Origin of the sequence: Streptomyces pathocidini (assembly GCF_001418495.1) — a bacterium.
In the GTDB taxonomy this organism is placed as follows: domain Bacteria; phylum Actinomycetota; class Actinomycetes; order Streptomycetales; family Streptomycetaceae; genus Streptomyces; species Streptomyces pathocidini.
In genome coordinates, this window is the sequence record NZ_LIQY01000005.1 from 1 (window position 1) to 17,962 (window position 17,962).

Sequence of the window (17,962 nt, forward strand, 5' to 3'; positions counted from 1 at the left end):
GCGGGGGAGCGGGGCGTTCTCGCGGGGTGGAACTGATCGAAGGGGAGCGGTGTAGAAGAAGTGCACGGCGCCTGACGGGGGCGCCCGCGCCGAGGGGGGCTCGGTGATCTCGGTGATGTCAGCAGTCTCAGTGATCTCAGCGATCTCAGTGATGGAACGCGGTGGCCACGGCCGCCGGGCGGTCCAGTGGCGCGATCTGGTCGCGCAGCTCCGGCAGAAGCTCGCGCAGGTCTCCGAGGAACATGTCCGCGAGGTCCGCCGTGAACCCGTTGCGGCAGACCACGCGGAGCACGGAGAGGTCCTCGCGGTTGGGCGGGAAGGTGTAGGCGGGGACGAGCCAGCCGCGCTCGCGCAGCCGCCGGGAGACGTCGAAGACGTCGAAGTTCTTGACGTCCTGGGCGGTGGTGAAGGCGAAGACCGGCAGCTCGTCGCCCCGGGTGAGCAGCTCGAAGTCACCCAGCGCGTTGATCCGTTCGGCCAGCGAACGGGCCACGTCCCGGGCCGTCCGCTGGACAGCCCGGTAACCCTCCCGGCCCAGCCGCAGAAACGTGTAGTACTGCGCGGCGACCTGCGCCCCCGGGCGGGAGAAGTTGAGCGCGAAGGTGGGCATGTCCCCGCCCAGGTAGTTGACCCGGAAGACGAGATCCTCCGGCAGGTCGTCGATCGTCCGCCACAGCGCCCAGCCCACGCCCGGGTAGACGAGCCCGTACTTGTGCCCGGAGGTGTTGATCGAGGCGACCCGCGGCAGCCGGAAGTCCCAGACCAGCTCCTCGTCCAGGAACGGGGCGACCATCGCACCGGACGCGCCGTCCACATGCACGGGCACGTCGAGGCCGGACCGCTCCTGGAGGGCGTCCAGCGCCCCGCACACCTCGGCCACCGGCTCGTAGGAGCCGTCGAAGGTCGAGCCCATGACGGCCACGACGCCGATGGTGTTCTCGTCGCAGAGCTCCGCCGCCGCCTGCGGGTCGATGTGGAACCGGCCGCCCTCCATGGGGACTTGGCGCGCCTCGACCTCCCAGAAATTGCAGAACTTGTCCCAGCACACCTGCACGTTCGCGCCCATCACGAGATTCGGGCGGGCGCCCTCCGGGTAGCGCCCTCCCTCCTTCCGCGTGGCCGCGCGCCGGGCCCAGCGGCGCTTGAGCGCCATGCCCGCCAGCATGCAGGCCTCGCTCGACCCGGTCGTGGAACAGCCCACGGTCTGGCCCGGGTCGGGTGCGTTCCACAGGTCGGCGAGCATCGCCACACAGCGTCGCTCGAGCTCGGCGGTGCGCGGGTACTCGTCCTTGTCGATCATGTTCTTGTCCCGGCACAGTGCCATCAGCCGGCCCGCCTGCGGCTCCATCCACGTGGTGACGAAGGTGGCCAGATTCAGCCGGGAGTTCCCGTCGAGCATCAGCTCGTCGTGGACGATCTGGAAGGCCGCGTGCGGAGCCATCGGTGTGTCGGGCAGCCGGTGGCGCGGGGGCGCCTCGGCCATCCCGCCGACCGGGTCGGCCGGGCCGAAGAAGGGGTTCATCGACAGACCGTCCGGCTCGGCGCCGCCGGTGCGCGGACCCTTGTGCAGCGACATGTCGGCGACGCCCTCTCAGCCCTCGGAAACGCTCACGGCCACGGTCCCCTCCGGTCGCGACGATACGGGCATACCGCCCACTCGGCGCGCCCCGTTGCTGCGCGTGGAGGCCGAGCCCGGCCATCCGCGCGGAGGGCGCTCGCCTCAGCGCAGGGACTTGCCGTCCCGGCCCAGCTGCATCAGCGGCCGGCCGGTGACGATGAGCCAGGCGGGCAGCGAGGCCACGCACAGCACGGGCAGCACGGCGGCCTCCGGGCCGAGCACGGCGGCCGTGAACAGGCTCAGCCAGCCCTGCCGGGTGACCCCCATGAGGACGCCGAGCACCGCGCACTCCACGGCGAGTGTGAGGTGCACCTCCGGCGCGACCGCGTGGGCGCAGAGACCGAGGGCGACCCCCACGAAGACCGAGGGGAAGATCCGTCCGCCGCGGAAGCCGCAGGTGGCCGCGAGGATCATCGCGGCGAGCTTCACCACGGCCATCAGCGCGAGTTCGCCCCCCGACCACTTCTGCGGGTCGGCCGCCAGCTCCCGGACCTCGCTCAGGCCCTTGAAGAGGGTGAGATGGCCGCCCAGGACGCCGAGCAGACCCAGCAGCACACCGCCGGCCGTCACCATCAGTACGGGGTGCCCCAGCCGCTGGAAGGCCCGGTGGGTGTAGGGGAACGCGTACACCGCGGCCAGGGCCAGCAGTGCGCCGGCCGAGGAGATCAGCAGGGCGGCCGGGATGTCCCCGTAGTGGGGACCGGGATAGCTGGGCAGATTCAGGTCGAAGCTGGGCTCGGCGATCAGCACGGTCGTGATGCCACCGGCGCCCGCCGCCACGAGAGGGGCGAACAGCAGGTCCCAGAGCGAGGGTTGGCCCTTCTCGGCGCCTGGGTCCGGGCCTTGGGCAGTGCCTGGGTCCGGGCCTTGGGTGGGGCCGCCCGGTGTCGGCGCGGACCGGCCGACGAAGGTCTCGGTGAGGATCAGCGCGGCCGCCACGGGCGTGCCGAACAGCGCCCCGATGGTGCCCGCGCCGGCCAGGGACACCCACAGGTCGGCGGGGGAGCCGGGGGCCATCCTGCGGCCGAACCAGTACGCGAGGGCGATGTTGGCCGCGGTGATCGGGTTCTCCGGGCCCAGACTGACCCCGCCCCCGAGCGCCAGCGCCGCCGCGAGCAGCAGCCCGGGCACGACCGCCACGGGGATGGGTGGTTCGACGAGCCCGGTGGTCGCCGGGTCGGGTCCCGCGTGGCCGGGGATCTTCCAGACGACCAGACCCACGACCAGCCCGGTGGCGGTGAGCACCGCGAGCATCCAGCCCGCGGACCAGCCGCCGATCCCCAGCGCCGCCGGCAGCGAGTGCCACAGGGCGTCCTCGAGCCGCCCGGCCAGCGCGTCGACCCCGATCAGCACCAGGCTCGCGGCGACCCCGACCACCAGGGCCGGAACCGTCAGCCGCAGCAGTGTCCGCGGACCGAGGGCGGCGGGCTGCGCGGAGGCTGAGGAATCCGTGACCACCGCCACACCATAGAGGGGTGAAAGGTGTGAAACGTGACAGAAACTCGAGCCTTGCACCTCACGTGGCGTGAGGGCTCAGGCTGGGCAGCGCACACCCGACCACCCCAGACGAGCCTGATGAGAAAGCGCGGGCGGAAGCGATGAGTTACTCCGTGGGACAGGTCGCGGGCTTCGCCGGCATCACCGTGCGCACCCTGCACCACTACGACGAGATCGGGCTGCTCTCCCCGAGCGGCCGCAGCCACGCGGGCCACCGGCGGTACGACGACGCCGACCTCGACCGGCTGCAGCAGATCCTGTTCTACCGGGAGCTCGGCTTCCCCCTCGAAGAAGTCGCGGTCCTGCTCGATGATCCGGACGCCGACCCGCAAGAGCACCTGCGGCGCCAGCACCGCCTGCTGGCCGACCGGATCGAGAAGCTCCAGCAGATGGCCGCAGCCGTCGAACACGCCATGGAGGCACGGAAGATGGGCATCAACCTCTCGCCCGAGGAGAAGTTCGAGGTCTTCGGAGAGTACGACCCGGACCAGTACGCCGAGGAGTCGCTGGCGCGCTGGGGCGACACCGAGCCGTACCGCCAGTCCACGCGCAGGGCCGCCTCGTACACCAAGGAGGACTGGCTGCGCATCAAGGCCGAGGGCGCGGGCAACACCCATGCCTTCGTGGCCCTCATGGACGCCGAGGTGGCCCCCGACTCGGAGTCGGCCATGGAACTGGCCGAACAGCACCGGCAGCAGATCACCCGGAACTTCTACGACTGCACGTACGAGATCCACACCGGTCTCGCCGAGATGTACGTCGCCGACGAGCGCTTCAGGTCCACGTACGAGCAGATCAGGCCGGGCCTCGCCGCGTACCTGAAGGAGGCCTTCATCGCCAACGCCGCCCGCAACGCGTAATCGCGCGCGGCAACACGCGACCGCGTCCGCAACGCATGACCTCGTCCGCCGCCGCGCCGCGGTGGACCGTGCCGGCCCCGCACCCGCCTCAGGACTGCGGGGTCAGCACCACGGCCGTGCCGTACGCGCACACCTCCGTGCCCACGTCCGCGGCCTCCGTCACGTCGAAGCGCATCATCAGCACCGCGTTGGCGCCACGGGCGCGGGCCTGTTCGACCAGCCGCTCCATGGCCTGGTTCCGGGTCTCGACCAGGGTCTTGGTCAGCCCTCTCAGCTCCCCGCCGAGCATGGACTTCAGGCCCGCGCCGATCTGGCTGCCCAGGTGGCGGGAGCGCACCGTCAGACCGAAGACCTCGCCGATCACCCGCTGGACATGGAAGCCCGGCACGTCGTTCGTGGTCACCACCAGGATGTCCGACTGCTCTCCAGGACCGCCGCCGTACTCGTCGATACCCATCGCACCCACCTCCTCCCGAAAGGATCACGTGACGAACGCCACGGCGCACCCCGTGCGCGTCCGCACCAGGCTCTGGAACCCGACGGTGCCCGTCGGCGTTGATAGTTTTGGGCAGCCATACCCCAGCCCCGCCTGTGGCCGGGCCCCGCTTGTGCCTGCGCCCACGACCCAGGAGCCTGTCAACCGTGACCACCCTTGCGCTCGGCCCCAGCTGGCTGGACCCGGACTATCTGATCCAGACCTTCGGTCTGATCGGCATTCTCACCATCGTCTTCGCCGAGTCCGGCCTGCTCATCGGCTTCTTCCTGCCGGGCGACTCGCTGCTGTTCACCACCGGCCTGCTGGTGGCCACGGACCAGTACCTGCACTACCCGCTGTGGCTGGTGTGCCTGCTGATCGTCGTCGCCGCGGTCCTGGGTGACCAGGTCGGCTACCTCTTCGGCCGCAAGGTCGGGCCGTCGCTCTTCAAGCGCCCGGACTCCAAGCTGTTCAAGCAGGAGAACGTCGAGAAGGCCCACGAGTTCTTCGAGAAGCACGGCCCCAAGTCGCTCGTCCTGGCCCGCTTCGTGCCGATCGTGCGCACGTTCACGCCGATCATTGCCGGTGTGAGCCGGATGAACTACCGCTCGTTCATCACGTTCAACGTCATCGGGGGTCTGGCGTGGGGCGCCGGGGTCACGCTGCTGGGAGCGGCCCTCGGCCAGATCGACTTCGTGCACGAGAACATCGAGGCGATTCTCGTCGGGATCGTGCTGCTGTCGGTCGTCCCGATCGTGATCGAGTACCTCCGCGCCCGTAAGTCCGGCAAGCCCCGGAACGACGGCCCCCAGGACTCGGGCGCTGCCCCGGCAGGCCCGGGCGAGCCCCAGGGCCCCCAGCGCGGCCGCCACGCCAAGCGCTGACCGCGCAACCCGAGCCGCCCCCCCGAGCACGTAACCCCGAGCCGTAGCCCCGGTGTACGTCACGCCGGGGCCCGGTCCGACCGTGGAAATGTCCGACCGTAGAAACGTCCCGGCCGTAGAAACGTCCCGGCTCAGAAGCCGCGCGTCCGCTTGGCTGCGCGGCGTTCCGGGACCTCGGCCGGGACCGGGACCTTGAGCAGCAGACGGGCAATCTCGCTGCCGAGGTTCACCCCGATCGCGATGGCCAGCGCGAGCGCCGCCGCCTTCGTCAGCGACTCCACCCCCGTGTTCGTGCTGCCCTGCGCGAGCCCGAGCAGACCGAAGTACGTGGCGCTACCGGGCAGCAGTGGACCGATCGCGGCCGTGACATAGGGCAGGGCCGACGCGAACCGGTAGCGCGACATCAGCTGCCCGAACAGCCCCACCAGACCCGCCGCCGCGGCCGTCGAGGCCACCGGGTTCATGCCGCCCGTGTAGTGCATGGCACCGAACACGACCCACGCGACCCCGCCGTTCAGCGTGGCCACCAGCACGGTGTGACGTTCCTGCTGGAGCAGTACGCAGAAGGCCAGCGCCAGCAGCATCGCCGCCAGCGTCTGCGTGATCGGCCGCTGGGTGCCGCCCAGCTCCTCCTCGGGCCGCAGCTGCGCGCCCAGCTGGTCGCCCACGTACAGCACGGTCAGCACGCCGCACACGATGCCGACGATCAGGTAGCAGACCTCCAGCAGGCGGGCCGCCGCGGTGATGTAGTAGCCGGTGAGACCGTCGTGGACGCTCGCGACCAGCGCCCGCCCCGGGATCAGCGCGAAGAGCCCACCCGTGATCACCGCCGAGGCCTTCACGTCCGCGTGGGCCAGGCCCAGCGCGACGCCCATCGCCGCCGACGGCATCGCCGCCAGCACGAAGTGGTAGAACTCCGGCAGCCCGCGCTTGGACGCCAGCCACGCCAGTCGGTCGCCGAGCATCGCGCCGATCGCGGCCGCGAAGAACACCAGCCACGTACCGCCCACGAGCAGGCTCGCCGCGCCCGCCAGCGCGCCGCTGGCCACCGTGAGCGCGCCCTTGGAGTAGGGGTGCCGGTTGCGCCGGATCTCCGCGAGCCGCCGGTAGGCCTCCTCCAGGGTCACCTCGACGTCGTCCGAGCAGATGTCGTCCACCAGCTGGTAGACCGCCGCGAGCCGGTTGTAGTCGGTGCCCCGCCGCCGCACGGTCCGGCTGGCCGTCACCGGGTCCTCCACCAGCGAGGCCTGGTACGACACCGACAGCAGCGTGAAGGTGACCGTGGGCTCGACCCGCTCGAGGCCGTAGGCGTGCGCGACGCCGAACATCGCCGCCTCGACGTCCTCGGCCCCCTCGCTGCTCGCCAGCAGCAACTCGCCGATCCGGAGCGTCAGGTCGAGCACGCGCGGCGCCGCCGGGCCGCCCTCCTCCTCGTGCCGCTGGGTGCGCTCCGGGACGGGCCGCTCGCCGGCCGGCATGCGCAGCATCGTGCGCATCCGGTCCTGCCACGGCGCCTCCTTGACCAGCCGGACCTTGGGGAGGCCGCCCGGAGGGGTGGACGCGGGCGCCGGGGCCTGTCCGCCCGGCGGGGCGAACGCCGACCCCTCGGTCTCGGTGCCGAGTTCGGCCAGGAGCCCCTCCGGCACGGCGAACTCCGACGACGGGTGCTCGTCCTCGGGAGATGGCGGGAGCGGCAGCCCCGAGGGGGGCGTGAACGCGCTGTGCGCCTCGTCCGACGGGGGCTTGTGGTCCTCCGGGGCCTCCGGCTCCGGCCCGGCGGTGCCGCCCCGGCCCCTGCCGGGAGGCGTGCCCGTGGTGTCCCTGGCCACGTTCCTCCGCTCCTCCTCTCGAAGGTCTCTCCCCGAAGGGCCTCCCCGCTCCGCGCCCCTGCCCACCATGCCGTATGCCCACCCGCGCCGCCCACCAGGTCCCCCGTACAACGGGCGGGCGGCACACCACCCAGGGTGCACCGCCCGCCCGTTGACGAGGACCGCTGCTCAGTGAGCGGTCAGAGGACCACTCAGTGGCTGCCGCCCTGCGCCTCGAGCCGCTTGACGGAGGCCTCGATCTCGGCCTCGGCCTCGGTACGGCCGACCCAGGTCGCGCCCTCGACGGACTTGCCCGGCTCCAGGTCCTTGTAGACCTCGAAGAAGTGCTGGACCTCCAGGCGGTCGAACTCCGACACGTGGTGGATGTCCCGCAGGTGCTCGACCCGCGGGTCGGACGCCGGCACGCACAGCACCTTGTCGTCGCCGCCGGCCTCATCCGTCATCCGGAACATGCCGATCGCGCGGCACTTGATGAGGCAGCCGGGGAAGGTCGGCTCGTCCAGGATGACCAGCGCGTCCAGCGGATCGCCGTCCTCACCGAGGGTGTTCTCCACGAAGCCGTAGTCGGCGGGGTAGCTGGTCGAGGTGAAGAGTCGACGGTCCAGGCGGATACGGCCGGTCTCGTGATCCACCTCGTACTTGTTCCGCGAACCCTTCGGGATCTCGATGGTGACGTCGAACTCCACGGGTGGCTCCTCCATGATCAGCACATACTTCGGGTGATTAAGTGTCCCTCACGCAGGTGTGTGGTGGCGAAAGGGGCTGGTCCCAGGTGCCCGAGGCCGGATCGGGGCAGTTCAGGTGGGCCGTGGAACGGTGGCGGGCGGTGCCGGCATGGCGACTGCCGGTGGCGTCCGCGCTGGTCGGACTGGCCATCGCGGCCGGAGCGGTGACGGCGGCGGGGCCGTGGGACTCCGGCCAGCGTACGGCCGAGCGTGAGCTCGCCGCGGCCCAGAGCCGCACGGGTGGCGCGGATCACGGCAGCGGCAGCGGTGGCGGACGGTCGGGCAGGACCGGCCCGATGGGCGGCCCTCCGCTCGCCCCCGACGTACTCGCCGCGATCGGCGCGGCCCCGGCGACGCGGTCGCCCGACCCCGTACCGCCGCCGACCGGCAGCGGCCTGGCCGATGCCCTCGCGCCGCTGCTGAAGGACCCCTCCCTCGGCACCCGCACGGCGGCGTCCGTCGTGGACACCGCGACAGGCAAGGAGCTGTACGGATCGGGCGCGGGCGACGCGGCCGTCCCCGCCTCAACTGTCAAGATCGCCACGGCTGTTGCGGCCCTCGACGCGCTGGGCCCCGGCCACCGCCTCGAGACAGCCGTGGTCAAGGGCGCGACCGACGACGAGCTCGTGCTGGTCGGCGGTGGCGACCCGACCCTCACGGCCCGCGACCCGGAGGGCGCCGACGGCCCCGCGAGCCTGCGCACGCTGGCAGAGCGGACCGCGCGCGCCCTCAAGGGCGACGGCAAGCGGAAGGTCACGCTCTCCTACGACACATCCCTCTACAGCGGCCCCGAACAGCACCCCATCGGTCCCAACGAGAACATCGCGCCCGTGAGTTCCCTGATGGCCGACGAGGGCCGCCTCGACGACAGCGCGCGGGGACCCGCCCCGCGCGCCACCGACCCCGCGGCCGACGCGGCACGCGCCTTCGCCGATCGGCTCCGCGACCGCGGCGTCGACGTCGGGGGCGAGCCGCACCGCACGGCCGCGAGCCCCCAGGCCGACAAGGTCGCCTCGGTGAAGTCGCAACCCCTGTCGGCGATCGTCGAGCGCATGCTGACCGACAGCGACAACGACATCGCCGAGGCCCTCGCCCGGCAGACCGCGATCGCCGAGCGGCAGCCCGCCTCCTTCGACGGCGGGGGCCGCGCCGTCGAGGCCCGGCTGAAGAAGCTGCGACTCCCGCTCGGCGGCGCGCACTTCGCCGACGGCAGCGGCCTCAACCGCGACGACAAGGTCTCCGCCGCCCTCCTCGCCCAACTGCTCGTACGCTCCGCCGACCCCCGCCGCCCCGAACTGCGGCCGGTCCTCACCGGGCTGCCGGTCGCGGGCTTCAGCGGCACCCTGCGCAACCGCTACGCCGAGGCCCCGGCCGGCACCGGCGTGGTCCGCGCCAAGACGGGCACCCTCACCGGCGTGAACACCCTCGCCGGGACGGTCGTGGACGCGGACGGCCGGCTGCTCGCGTTCGCCTTCATGACCTCGGAGTCCACCGACGCCAACGGGGCCCAGAACGCCCTGGACCGGCTCGCCGCCATGGTCGCCAACTGCGGCTGCCGCTGACGCCCACGGCCGACGGGAACGGCCGGGCGGCGCGGGTCCGGCCTCCGCGCGTCCCCGGCCGGCCGGGCAACTCCACTCCGTCGGCGCGGCACACCACGTACCGTGAAGTCATGACGAGCATCGGTGGTGCGGAGATGGTCGACTGGAACCTCGCGGTGGCGACCGCGTCCCGGCTCGTGCGGCCGGGACCCGAGGTCAGCCGGGACGAGGCGCGGGCCGTCGTGGCCGAGCTGCGCAGGCACGCGAAGTCCTCCGAGGAGCACGTGCGGTCCTTCACCCGGTTGGCCGAGGCGGGCTCCGCCCCCGGCACCCACGGCACACCGGTCCTCGTCGTGGACCGGGCGGGCTGGGTCAAGGCCAACGTCGCCGGGTTCCGCGAGGTCCTCAAGCCGCTGCTGGAGAAGATGCAGGAGCGCCGCGGCACCAGCCCGGGCGGCGCCGTGCTCGGTGCCGTCGGCGGCAAGGTCACCGGCGTCGAGCTCGGGATGCTGCTGTCCTTCCTCGCCTCCCGCGTCCTCGGCCAGTACGAGACCTTCGCCCCGCCCAGCCGCGACCTGCCCGCCGGGGAGAACGGCGGCGGCCGGCTCCTCCTGGTGGCCCCCAACATCGTCCACGTCGAGCGCGAACTCGACGTCCACCCGCACGACTTCAGACTCTGGGTGTGCCTGCACGAGGAGACCCACCGCACCCAGTTCACCGCCGTCCCGTGGCTGCGCGACCACATCGAGGGCGAGATCCAGTCCTTCCTCGGCGAGACCGAGGTCGACCCGGGAACCCTCCTGGAGCGGCTGCGCGAGGCCGCCCAGTCCCTGACCGGCAACCGGCCGGAGGGCGCGGACCCCGAAGGTGGCGGCCGCAGCATCGTCGAGCTGGTCCAGACGCCCGCCCAGCGCGAGATCCTGGCCCGCCTCACCGCCGTCATGTCGCTCCTGGAGGGCCACGCCGACTACGTGATGGACGGCGTCGGGCCCCAGGTCGTCCCGTCCGTCGCCGAGATCCGTGAGAAGTTCCAGAAGCGCCGGGCCAGCGGCGCCGGCCGCCTCGACCAGGCGCTGCGCAAGCTCCTCGGCCTCGACGCCAAGCTGCGCCAGTACCGCGACGGAGAGCGGTTCGTACGGTCGGTGGTCGACCACGTCGGCATGGACGGCTTCAACCGGGTCTGGACCTCGCCCAACACGCTGCCCACCAAAGCGGAGATCGCCAAACCGGCCGACTGGATCGCGCGGGTGCACCGGAAAGCCGAGGGTGCACAGTAAAGCCGAGGGGGCACCGTAAGGGAGAGTGGTGAAAGGGGCGCGTTCCAGGCGCGAGTACGCCCCTCCAATCACCCTTCTGAGGGACCCTGGGCCCAGGATTGGCGTGCGATGCTCGGGTAACGGCTCGTCTCTGTCACCATCTACACACTCAGTGTGATGAAGGCCGCGCCTGAGAAGCCTGAGAAGTCGTCATCGACATGCCGCGGCTGAGGCCCTCGCCCGAAGGGCCCCGCCCCGGCCTCCGAGGAAGTGAAGCGGACATGGGTCCCCATCCAGCGGTCGCAGCGATACGCCTGGCGGTACGCCGGGTGCTGCACGACGTGCTCAACCAAGAGTCGGCCGGAGTCCCGGCCGGCCCCGAAGCCCGGCGGCGGTCCGGCTCCGTACCCGCCCGGCGCCCCCTCGTCCTCGTCGCCTGCAGCGGCGGCGCCGACTCGATGGCGCTCGCCTCCGCCCTCGCCTTCGAAGCCCCCAAGCTCGACGTCCGCGCCGGCGCGATCACCATCGACCACGGCCTCCAGTCGGGTTCCGGCCAGCGCGCCGCCGAGGTCGCCGCCCGGCTCCGCGCCTTCCACCTCGACCCCGTCGAGACCATCGCCGTGACCGTCGGCCGCCAGGGCGGCCCCGAGGCCGCGGCCCGCGACGCCCGCTACGCCGCCCTCGACGAGGCCGCCGAGCGGCTCGGCGCCACCGCGGTGCTGCTCGGCCACACCCGCGACGACCAGGCCGAGACCGTACTGCTGGGCCTCGCCCGTGGCTCCGGCACGCGCTCGCTGTCCGGCATGGCCGCCGTCTCCGGCGCCCACGGCCGCTACCGTCGCCCCTTCCTCCACCTCGACCGGCAGACCGCCCGCAAGGCCTGCCTCGTCCAGTCCCTGCCCGTCTGGGACGACCCGCACAACACCGATCCCGCCTACACCCGCTCCCGGCTCCGCCAGGAAGGCCTGCCCGCCCTGGAGAAGTCGCTGGGCAAGGGCGTCATCGAGGCCCTGGCCCGCACCGCCCAGCTCTCCCGCGACGACGCCGACGCGCTCGATGCCTGGGCCGCCGACGCCGAGCGGACCGTGCGCGCGGACGCGGCCGACGGAGGCGAGGATTCCGCGGCTCTCGACACCGCCAAGCTCTACGCGCTCCCGCCCGCCGTCCGCCGCCGCGTACTGCGCCGGGCCGCCATTGCCGTGGGTTCACCGCCCGGCTCGCTGTTCGCCAAGCACATCGAAGAGGTCGACCGGCTGATCACCGGCTGGCGCGGCCAGGGAGTCATCAATCTCCCCGGGCGGGTCGAGGTCCACCGCCGGTGTGGCAGTCTGGTGATTCGGCGGCGCGACGAGGCCGCCGCCGAACACTGAGCCGAACCCCTCGGCCGCACCGGGTGCGTACGCCACGAGCCGTACGCAGTGGGCGCGCTGGGACAACCGAGAGTGACACGGGTGGACGACAAGGACATGGGCACCGATCTGCAGTCGGTGCTCATCACCAAGGAAGAGATCGACGCGAAGCTGGCCGAACTGGCCGCGAAGATCGACGCGGAGTACGCGGGCAAGGACCTGCTCATCGTCGGTGTCCTCAAGGGCGCGGTGATGGTCATGGCCGACCTGGCGCGTGCGCTGTCGAACCCGGTCACGATGGACTGGATGGCGGTCTCCTCGTACGGCGCGGGCACCAAGTCCTCCGGTGTCGTCCGGATCCTCAAGGACCTCGACACCGACATCGCGGGCAAGGACGTGCTGATCGTCGAGGACATCATCGACTCCGGTCTGACGCTGTCCTGGCTGCTGTCCAACCTGAGCTCGCGCGGCCCGGCCTCGCTCAACGTCTGCACGCTGCTGCGCAAGCCGGAGGCCGCCAAGGTCGCCATCGACGTGAAGTACGTCGGCTTCGACATCCCCAGCGAGTTTGTCGTGGGCTACGGCCTGGACTACGCGGAGAAGTACCGCAACCTGCCGTTCGTGGGCACGCTCGCCCCGCACGTCTACGGCGGTTGACCCGAGCGGTCCCCCCGCCCCGGCCCAGTGGGCGATACTGCCGGAAACCCGTGGGGAGCCGCGGGAACGTCCGGCGGTCTTCGGCCGTTGGAGCAGGGGAAGACCGGTTTCGGTAACCGTGCGGGGCGGCGTCGGGTGACAATGCTGGGGTACGGTCCGAAGGTCGGACTCGAATAGGTCGGGTAATACACCGTTACGCACAGACGGTTCCAGCAGGGACTGTCGTGCCTCACTGTGGCAGGAGGGACGGGGCGCACGGCGCCCCGTATGGATGGACGTGAAGCGCTACTTCCGTGGGCCGGTCATGTGGATCGTGCTGGCCGTCCTCGCCGTGGTCGTGTTGATGCAGGTCGTCGGCTCGTCCGGCGGCTACAAGACGGTGGACACCGGTCAGGTCGTCAAGGCCATCGCCGACAACAAGGTCCAGTCCGCCGAGCTGACGACCGGCGACGAGAACAAGATCAAGGTCGAACTCAAGGACGGCACCAAGGTCGAGGGCAGCAACAAGCTGCAGGCCAGCTACATCGGGGACCAGGGTGCCCAGCTCGCCCAGGACCTCCAGGCCAAGACCAACGACAACGACAAGAGCACGCTGCCCGACGGGTACACGGTCTCGCCGTCGAAGCAGAACCCATTCGTCGGCGTGCTGCTCTCGCTGCTGCCGTTCGTGCTGATCGTCGTCGTCTTCCTGTTCCTGATGAACCAGATGCAGGGCGGCGGCTCCCGGGTCATGAACTTCGGGAAGTCCAAGGCCAAGCTGATCACCAAGGACACCCCGAAGACCACGTTCTCGGACGTGGCCGGGTCGGACGAGGCGGTCGAGGAGCTCCAGGAGATCAAGGAGTTCCTGCAGGAGCCCGCGAAGTTCCAGGCCGTCGGCGCCAAGATCCCCAAGGGCGTGCTGCTGTACGGCCCGCCCGGAACGGGCAAGACGCTGCTCGCGCGCGCCGTCGCGGGCGAGGCGGGCGTCCCGTTCTACTCGATCTCCGGCTCCGACTTCGTCGAGATGTTCGTCGGCGTCGGTGCCTCTCGGGTCCGCGACCTGTTCGAGCAGGCCAAGGCCAACGCCCCGGCGATCGTCTTCGTGGACGAGATCGACGCAGTCGGCCGGCACCGCGGCGCGGGCCTCGGCGGCGGGCACGACGAGCGTGAGCAGACCCTGAACCAGCTGCTCGTCGAGATGGACGGCTTCGACGTGAAGGGCGGCGTCATCCTGATCGCCGCCACCAACCGGCCCGACATCCTGGACCCGGCGCTGCTGCGCCCCGGCCGCTTCGACCGGCAGATCGCCGTCGACCGCCCGGACATGCAGGGCCGTCTGGAGATCCTCAAGGTCCACCAGAAGGGCAAGCCGGTCGCCCCGGACGTCGACCTGTCGGCCGTCGCCCGCCGCACCCCCGGCTTCACCGGTGCGGACCTGAGCAACGTCCTCAACGAGGCCGCGCTGCTCACCGCGCGCAGCGATGCGAAGCTGATCAACAACCACTTCCTGGACGAGGCGATCGACCGCGTCGTGGCCGGCCCGCAGAAGCGGACCCGGATCATGAGCGACAAGGAGAAGAAGATCACCGCGTACCACGAGGGCGGTCACGCCCTGGTCGCGGCGGCCTCTCCGAACAGCGACCCGGTGCACAAGATCACCATCCTGTCCCGGGGCCGAGCGCTCGGCTACACCATGGTCCTGCCGGACGAGGACAAGTACTCCACCACGCGCAACGAGATGCTCGACCAGCTCGCGTACATGCTGGGCGGCCGCGCGGCGGAGGAGCTGGTCTTCCACGACCCGACCACGGGCGCCGCGAACGACATCGAGAAGGCGACGGCCACGGCCCGCGCGATGGTCACGCAGTACGGCATGACCGAGCGGCTCGGGGCGATCAAGTTCGGCTCCGACAACTCCGAGCCCTTCCTCGGCCGTGAGATGGCTCACCAGCGCGACTACTCCGAGGAGGTCGCCGCGCTGGTCGACGAGGAGGTCAAGAAGCTCATCGAGGCCGCGCACAACGAGGCCTGGGAGATCCTGGTCGAGAACCGGGATGTTCTGGACAACCTCGTCCTCGCGCTGCTGGAGAAGGAGACGCTCGGCAAGGAGGAGATCGCCGAGGTCTTCTCGAGCATCGTCAAGCGGCCGGCGCGCCCGGCCTGGACGGGCTCCTCGCGCCGGACGCCCTCCACCCGTCCACCGGTGCTCTCGCCGAAGGAGCTGACCATGGCCAACGGCGCCCAGCCGGGCTCGGGCGCGGCTCCTGTGTCCACGGACAAGAAGGTCGAGCTCCCCGAGGAGCCCGGCTCGGACAGCTGATGGCGGGCCCAGCCCCGGAATGAAAGCCGCGCCTCCTCGGGTTCTAACCTGAGGGGGCGCGGCTTTCGGCCTTGCGCAGGCAGGCACGTACGAGGATCGAGGCACAGATGACCGACCCGGTGACGCTGGACGGCGAGGGCCGCATCGGCGAGTTCGACGAGAAGCGGGCCGAGAACGCCGTTCGGGAGCTGCTCATCGCTGTCGGTGAGGACCCGGACCGCGAGGGGCTGCTCGAGACTCCGGCCCGGGTCGCGCGTGCGTACAAGGAGATCTTCGCGGGGCTGTGGCAGCGGCCCGAGGAGGTGCTGACGACCACCTTCGACCTCGGCCACGACGAGATGGTGCTGGTCAAGGACATCGAGGTCTACAGCACCTGCGAGCACCACCTGGTGCCGTTCCACGGGGTGGCGCACGTCGGGTACATCCCGTCGGCGGACGGGAAGATCACGGGGCTGTCGAAGCTCGCCCGGCTCGTGGACGTCTATGCCCGGCGCCCGCAGGTGCAGGAGCGGCTGACCACGCAGATCGCCGATTCGCTGATGGAGATACTCGAGCCGCGCGGTGTGATCGTGGTGGTCGAGTGCGAGCACATGTGCATGTCCATGCGGGGCATTCGCAAGCCGGGCGCAAAGACCACGACCTCGGCCGTCCGCGGTCAGCTCCGGGACTCGGCGACCCGGTCCGAGGCGATGAGCCTCATCATGGCGCGCTGAGCGCCTGGTCGTTGTCGTCGTCCTCGGGCAGCTTGCACACCCGCTCGAGGAAGATGGCGGCCGCCACGACGGCGATCCCCGCGACCACCGAGAGTCCGGCGTAGATCGCCTGGTCCCGGCGCGGCCCGGCGTCCAGGCCGTCCAGCAGCAGGAACACGAACGTCCCGCCGTACATCCCGGCCACCAGCGCCGCCACCAGCGCGCTGGCCTGGCCGAAAACGACCGCTCGGGCGGCCATCAACGGGTCGACGCCCTTGGCGTCCGGCTGCCGCTCGCGCTGGGCCTTGAACCGGGCGCGCATGGCCAGGGCAGTCGCGGCGAGCACGGCGGCGATCGCCCCGAGCACGATCGGCGCCGCCACGGGCACGCGCGGCAGGGTGCCGAAGGTGTCCCACAGCCGGGCTCCGGCCCAGGCCAGCACCCCGGCCACGGCGAACAGTCCGAACAGCACTCGGATCCGCAGCTGCTTCACTGGCTCCCTCTCCTCGCGCCGGCGCCTCTCGCCCGTACCCTCCGAGGAGCCTAACGACTACTCGGGCAGCCGGAGTTCCAGGTCGGCGCGCGGTTCGACGCCCGTGCGCCCCACGCCGGCCAGCAGCTCCGTCACCGCCCCGCGCCCCGGCACCTCAGCCTCCGGGTCCACGTCGTGCCACGGCACGAGTACGAAGGCCCGCTCGTGCGCCCGGGGGTGCGGCAGCGTGAGCACCGGGTCGTCGGAGACCACGCCCTGGTACGCCAAGATGTCGACGTCCAGCGTCCGCGGGCCCCAGCGCTCGTCCCGTACGCGCTCGAAGGCCTCCTCGATCGCGTGCCCCCGCTCCAGCAGGGAGGACGGCGGCAGGGTCGTCTTGACCAGGACCACGGCGTTGAAATAGGCGGGCTGGGAGCCCGGTTCGACACCCCAGGGCTGGGTCTCGTAGACCGGGGACACGGCCTTGACCCGTACGCCCGGGGTGTCTTCCAGCGCGTCGACCGCTCCCTGCAGGGTCTCCAGCCGGTTGCCGAGGTTGCTGCCCAAGGCGATGACGGCGCGCTTGGGGTTGCTGAGCGTCACATCCGCGGCGTCCACCTGCTGGACCACCGAGGCGGGCACGGGCTGCACGGTCGGGTCGCTGGCGCTCATACTCGGCTCCGGGTGATGGTGATGGTCACGTCGTCGAAGGGCACGGTGATCGGGGCCTCGGGCTTGTGGACCACGACCTCGACCTCCTGGACCGCCTCGTGCTTCAGGCACTGCTCGGCGATCCGCTCGGCGAGCGTCTCGATCAGATCGACCGGCTCTCCCCGCACGATTCCCACGACCTCCTCGGCCACCACTCCGTAGTGCACGGTCTTCGCGAGGTCGTCGCCGGAGGCCGCGGGGCGGGTGTCCAGGCCCAGCACCAGGTCCACGACGAAGATCTGGCCCTCCTCGCGCTCCCGCGGGAACACGCCGTGGTGTCCACGGGCCTTCAGACCTCGCAGCGCGACACGGTCCACGCGAATCACTCCTGCTGGTTGTGGTGGCTACGGGCGCGCGACCGGCCGAGGCGGGGCATCACGCATGATTCGAATCTACCTGCGAGCACCGACAGGGCCCGCGCACAGGGTTGGTTGCGGAACCGGCAGGGGCCTCAGAGGCCGGCCGTCTTGCCGCCCTCGCCCTCGCCGTCCTCCTCGTCCTGGGTGTCCGCGAGGACCGGTGAGCCGTGATGAGACCACACCTTCCAGCCGTCCGCTGTGCGCCGGAACACATTGGTGGCCACGACGAGCTGGCCGACGAGCGGGCCCAGCTCCCCCTCCTCCTCGGCGGGGCCGCCACTGAGGATGTTCTCGGTGCAGGTCACCAGCGCGGTGTCGGCCACGACCGAGACCTCGACGTCGGTGAGGAAGAACTGGATGTACTCGGTGTTCGCCATGATCAGGGCGTACGAGCGCAGCACCTCGCTGTGGCCGCGCAGCACCGGCCAGCCCGGGTGTACGCAGCTGACGTCGCCCTCCAGCCACATCCCCGACAGGGCCTCGAAGTCGCCCTGCTCCATGGCCTCGTAGAGAGCCGTGTTGGCCTGCTCGACCAGTTCCTGGTCCGTACGGGCCGGGCTCACGCTTTCCCCTCGACCGCGCGGGCCACCCGCACCGCGTCGGCCGTCGCCCGCACCTCGTGGACCCGTACGGCCCAGGCACCCTCGCGGGCGGCGATGGCGGAGACGGCGGCGGTCGCCGCGTCCCGTTCCCGCGCGGGTGGCGGCGCACCGCCGTCCTCGCCGGCGAGGACCC

The 17,962-nt window shown here is 71.4% G+C and carries 17 protein-coding genes; 8 read left to right on the plus strand and 9 right to left on the minus strand.

The genetic code is table 11. The annotated features are described in order from the left end of the window. Window positions 1-145: 145 nt before the first annotated feature. Together gad and AOK16_RS00335 are read right to left on the minus strand one after the other, a co-directional pair. Window positions 146-1,576, minus strand: coding sequence for a glutamate decarboxylase (gene gad / locus AOK16_RS00330; RefSeq protein ID WP_055470160.1), 1,431 nt, complete (start codon window positions 1,574-1,576; stop codon window positions 146-148). 144 nt (window positions 1,577-1,720) lie between these two features. Further along, complete coding sequence (locus AOK16_RS00335) at window positions 1,721-3,076, minus strand: chloride channel protein (RefSeq protein ID WP_055470161.1); 1,356 nt, start codon at window positions 3,074-3,076, stop codon at window positions 1,721-1,723. A gap of 140 nt (window positions 3,077-3,216) precedes the next feature. Between AOK16_RS00335 and AOK16_RS00340 the strand changes: the two genes are divergently transcribed. Next, window positions 3,217-3,975, plus strand: coding sequence for a MerR family transcriptional regulator (locus AOK16_RS00340; protein ID WP_055470162.1), 759 nt, complete (start codon window positions 3,217-3,219; stop codon window positions 3,973-3,975). Window positions 3,976-4,063: 88 nt separating this feature from the next. Here the strand turns inward: AOK16_RS00340 and AOK16_RS00345 are convergent, their stop codons facing one another. Then, window positions 4,064-4,432: a YbjQ family protein gene (locus tag AOK16_RS00345; RefSeq protein WP_055470163.1), complete on the minus strand. Its 369-nt coding sequence runs from the start codon at window positions 4,430-4,432 to the stop codon at window positions 4,064-4,066. A gap of 185 nt (window positions 4,433-4,617) precedes the next feature. Between AOK16_RS00345 and AOK16_RS00350 the strand changes: the two genes are divergently transcribed. After that, complete coding sequence (locus AOK16_RS00350; protein WP_055470164.1) at window positions 4,618-5,334, plus strand: DedA family protein; 717 nt, start codon at window positions 4,618-4,620, stop codon at window positions 5,332-5,334. Between the two features lie 131 nt (window positions 5,335-5,465). On the opposite strand, the gene AOK16_RS00355 is transcribed toward AOK16_RS00350, so the two are convergent. Beyond that, complete coding sequence (locus AOK16_RS00355) at window positions 5,466-7,232, minus strand: threonine/serine exporter family protein (protein ID WP_079100898.1); 1,767 nt, start codon at window positions 7,230-7,232, stop codon at window positions 5,466-5,468. 122 nt (window positions 7,233-7,354) lie between these two features. Continuing rightward, window positions 7,355-7,849 (minus strand): inorganic diphosphatase, encoded by a 495-nt coding sequence (locus tag AOK16_RS00360; protein ID WP_055470174.1) that lies wholly within the window; start codon window positions 7,847-7,849, stop codon window positions 7,355-7,357. A 140-nt stretch (window positions 7,850-7,989) separates the two neighbouring features. Between AOK16_RS00360 and dacB the strand changes: the two genes are divergently transcribed. The 6 genes from dacB to folE all read left to right on the plus strand — a co-directional run bounded on the left by dacB (window position 7,990) and on the right by folE (window position 15,706). Beyond that, window positions 7,990-9,450, plus strand: coding sequence for a D-alanyl-D-alanine carboxypeptidase/D-alanyl-D-alanine endopeptidase (dacB, locus tag AOK16_RS00365; protein ID WP_240483302.1), 1,461 nt, complete (start codon window positions 7,990-7,992; stop codon window positions 9,448-9,450). A 110-nt stretch (window positions 9,451-9,560) separates the two neighbouring features. Continuing rightward, window positions 9,561-10,706 (plus strand): zinc-dependent metalloprotease, encoded by a 1,146-nt coding sequence (locus AOK16_RS00370; RefSeq protein WP_055470167.1) that lies wholly within the window; start codon window positions 9,561-9,563, stop codon window positions 10,704-10,706. A 260-nt stretch (window positions 10,707-10,966) separates the two neighbouring features. Continuing rightward, the gene (gene tilS, locus AOK16_RS00375) at window positions 10,967-12,055 is read left to right on the plus strand and encodes a tRNA lysidine(34) synthetase TilS (RefSeq protein ID WP_055470168.1); all 1,089 of its coding nucleotides are present in this window, start codon (window positions 10,967-10,969) and stop codon (window positions 12,053-12,055) included. Window positions 12,056-12,151: 96 nt separating this feature from the next. Then, on the plus strand, window positions 12,152-12,691 hold the full coding sequence (gene hpt, locus AOK16_RS00380; protein WP_055470175.1) for a hypoxanthine phosphoribosyltransferase: 540 nt from the start codon (window positions 12,152-12,154) through the stop codon (window positions 12,689-12,691). Between the two features lie 271 nt (window positions 12,692-12,962). Beyond that, window positions 12,963-14,993: an ATP-dependent zinc metalloprotease FtsH gene (gene ftsH / locus AOK16_RS00385; RefSeq protein WP_055470169.1), complete on the plus strand. Its 2,031-nt coding sequence runs from the start codon at window positions 12,963-12,965 to the stop codon at window positions 14,991-14,993. Between the two features lie 107 nt (window positions 14,994-15,100). Next, a complete protein-coding gene (folE, locus tag AOK16_RS00390; RefSeq protein WP_055470170.1) occupies window positions 15,101-15,706 on the plus strand; it encodes a GTP cyclohydrolase I FolE in 606 nt (201 codons plus the stop codon). Here the strand turns inward: folE and AOK16_RS00395 are convergent. The 4 genes from AOK16_RS00395 to AOK16_RS00410 form a co-directional block, all read right to left on the minus strand. Further along, on the minus strand, window positions 15,693-16,178 hold the full coding sequence (locus AOK16_RS00395) for a DUF3180 domain-containing protein (protein ID WP_055470171.1): 486 nt from the start codon (window positions 16,176-16,178) through the stop codon (window positions 15,693-15,695). The two genes, folE and AOK16_RS00395, sit on opposite strands and share 14 nt — an antisense overlap. Window positions 16,179-16,235: 57 nt before the next feature. Further along, window positions 16,236-16,829: a 2-amino-4-hydroxy-6-hydroxymethyldihydropteridine diphosphokinase gene (gene folK, locus AOK16_RS00400; RefSeq protein WP_055470172.1), complete on the minus strand. Its 594-nt coding sequence runs from the start codon at window positions 16,827-16,829 to the stop codon at window positions 16,236-16,238. Further along, window positions 16,826-17,185, minus strand: coding sequence for a dihydroneopterin aldolase (gene folB / locus AOK16_RS00405; protein ID WP_055470173.1), 360 nt, complete (start codon window positions 17,183-17,185; stop codon window positions 16,826-16,828). Before folB ends, folK begins: the two co-directional genes overlap by 4 nt. 134 nt (window positions 17,186-17,319) lie before the next feature. Beyond that, entirely contained in the window at window positions 17,320-17,790 is a 471-nt protein-coding gene (locus tag AOK16_RS00410; RefSeq protein ID WP_079100900.1) for a nuclear transport factor 2 family protein, read from the minus strand. Window positions 17,791-17,962: the final 172 nt, after the last annotated feature.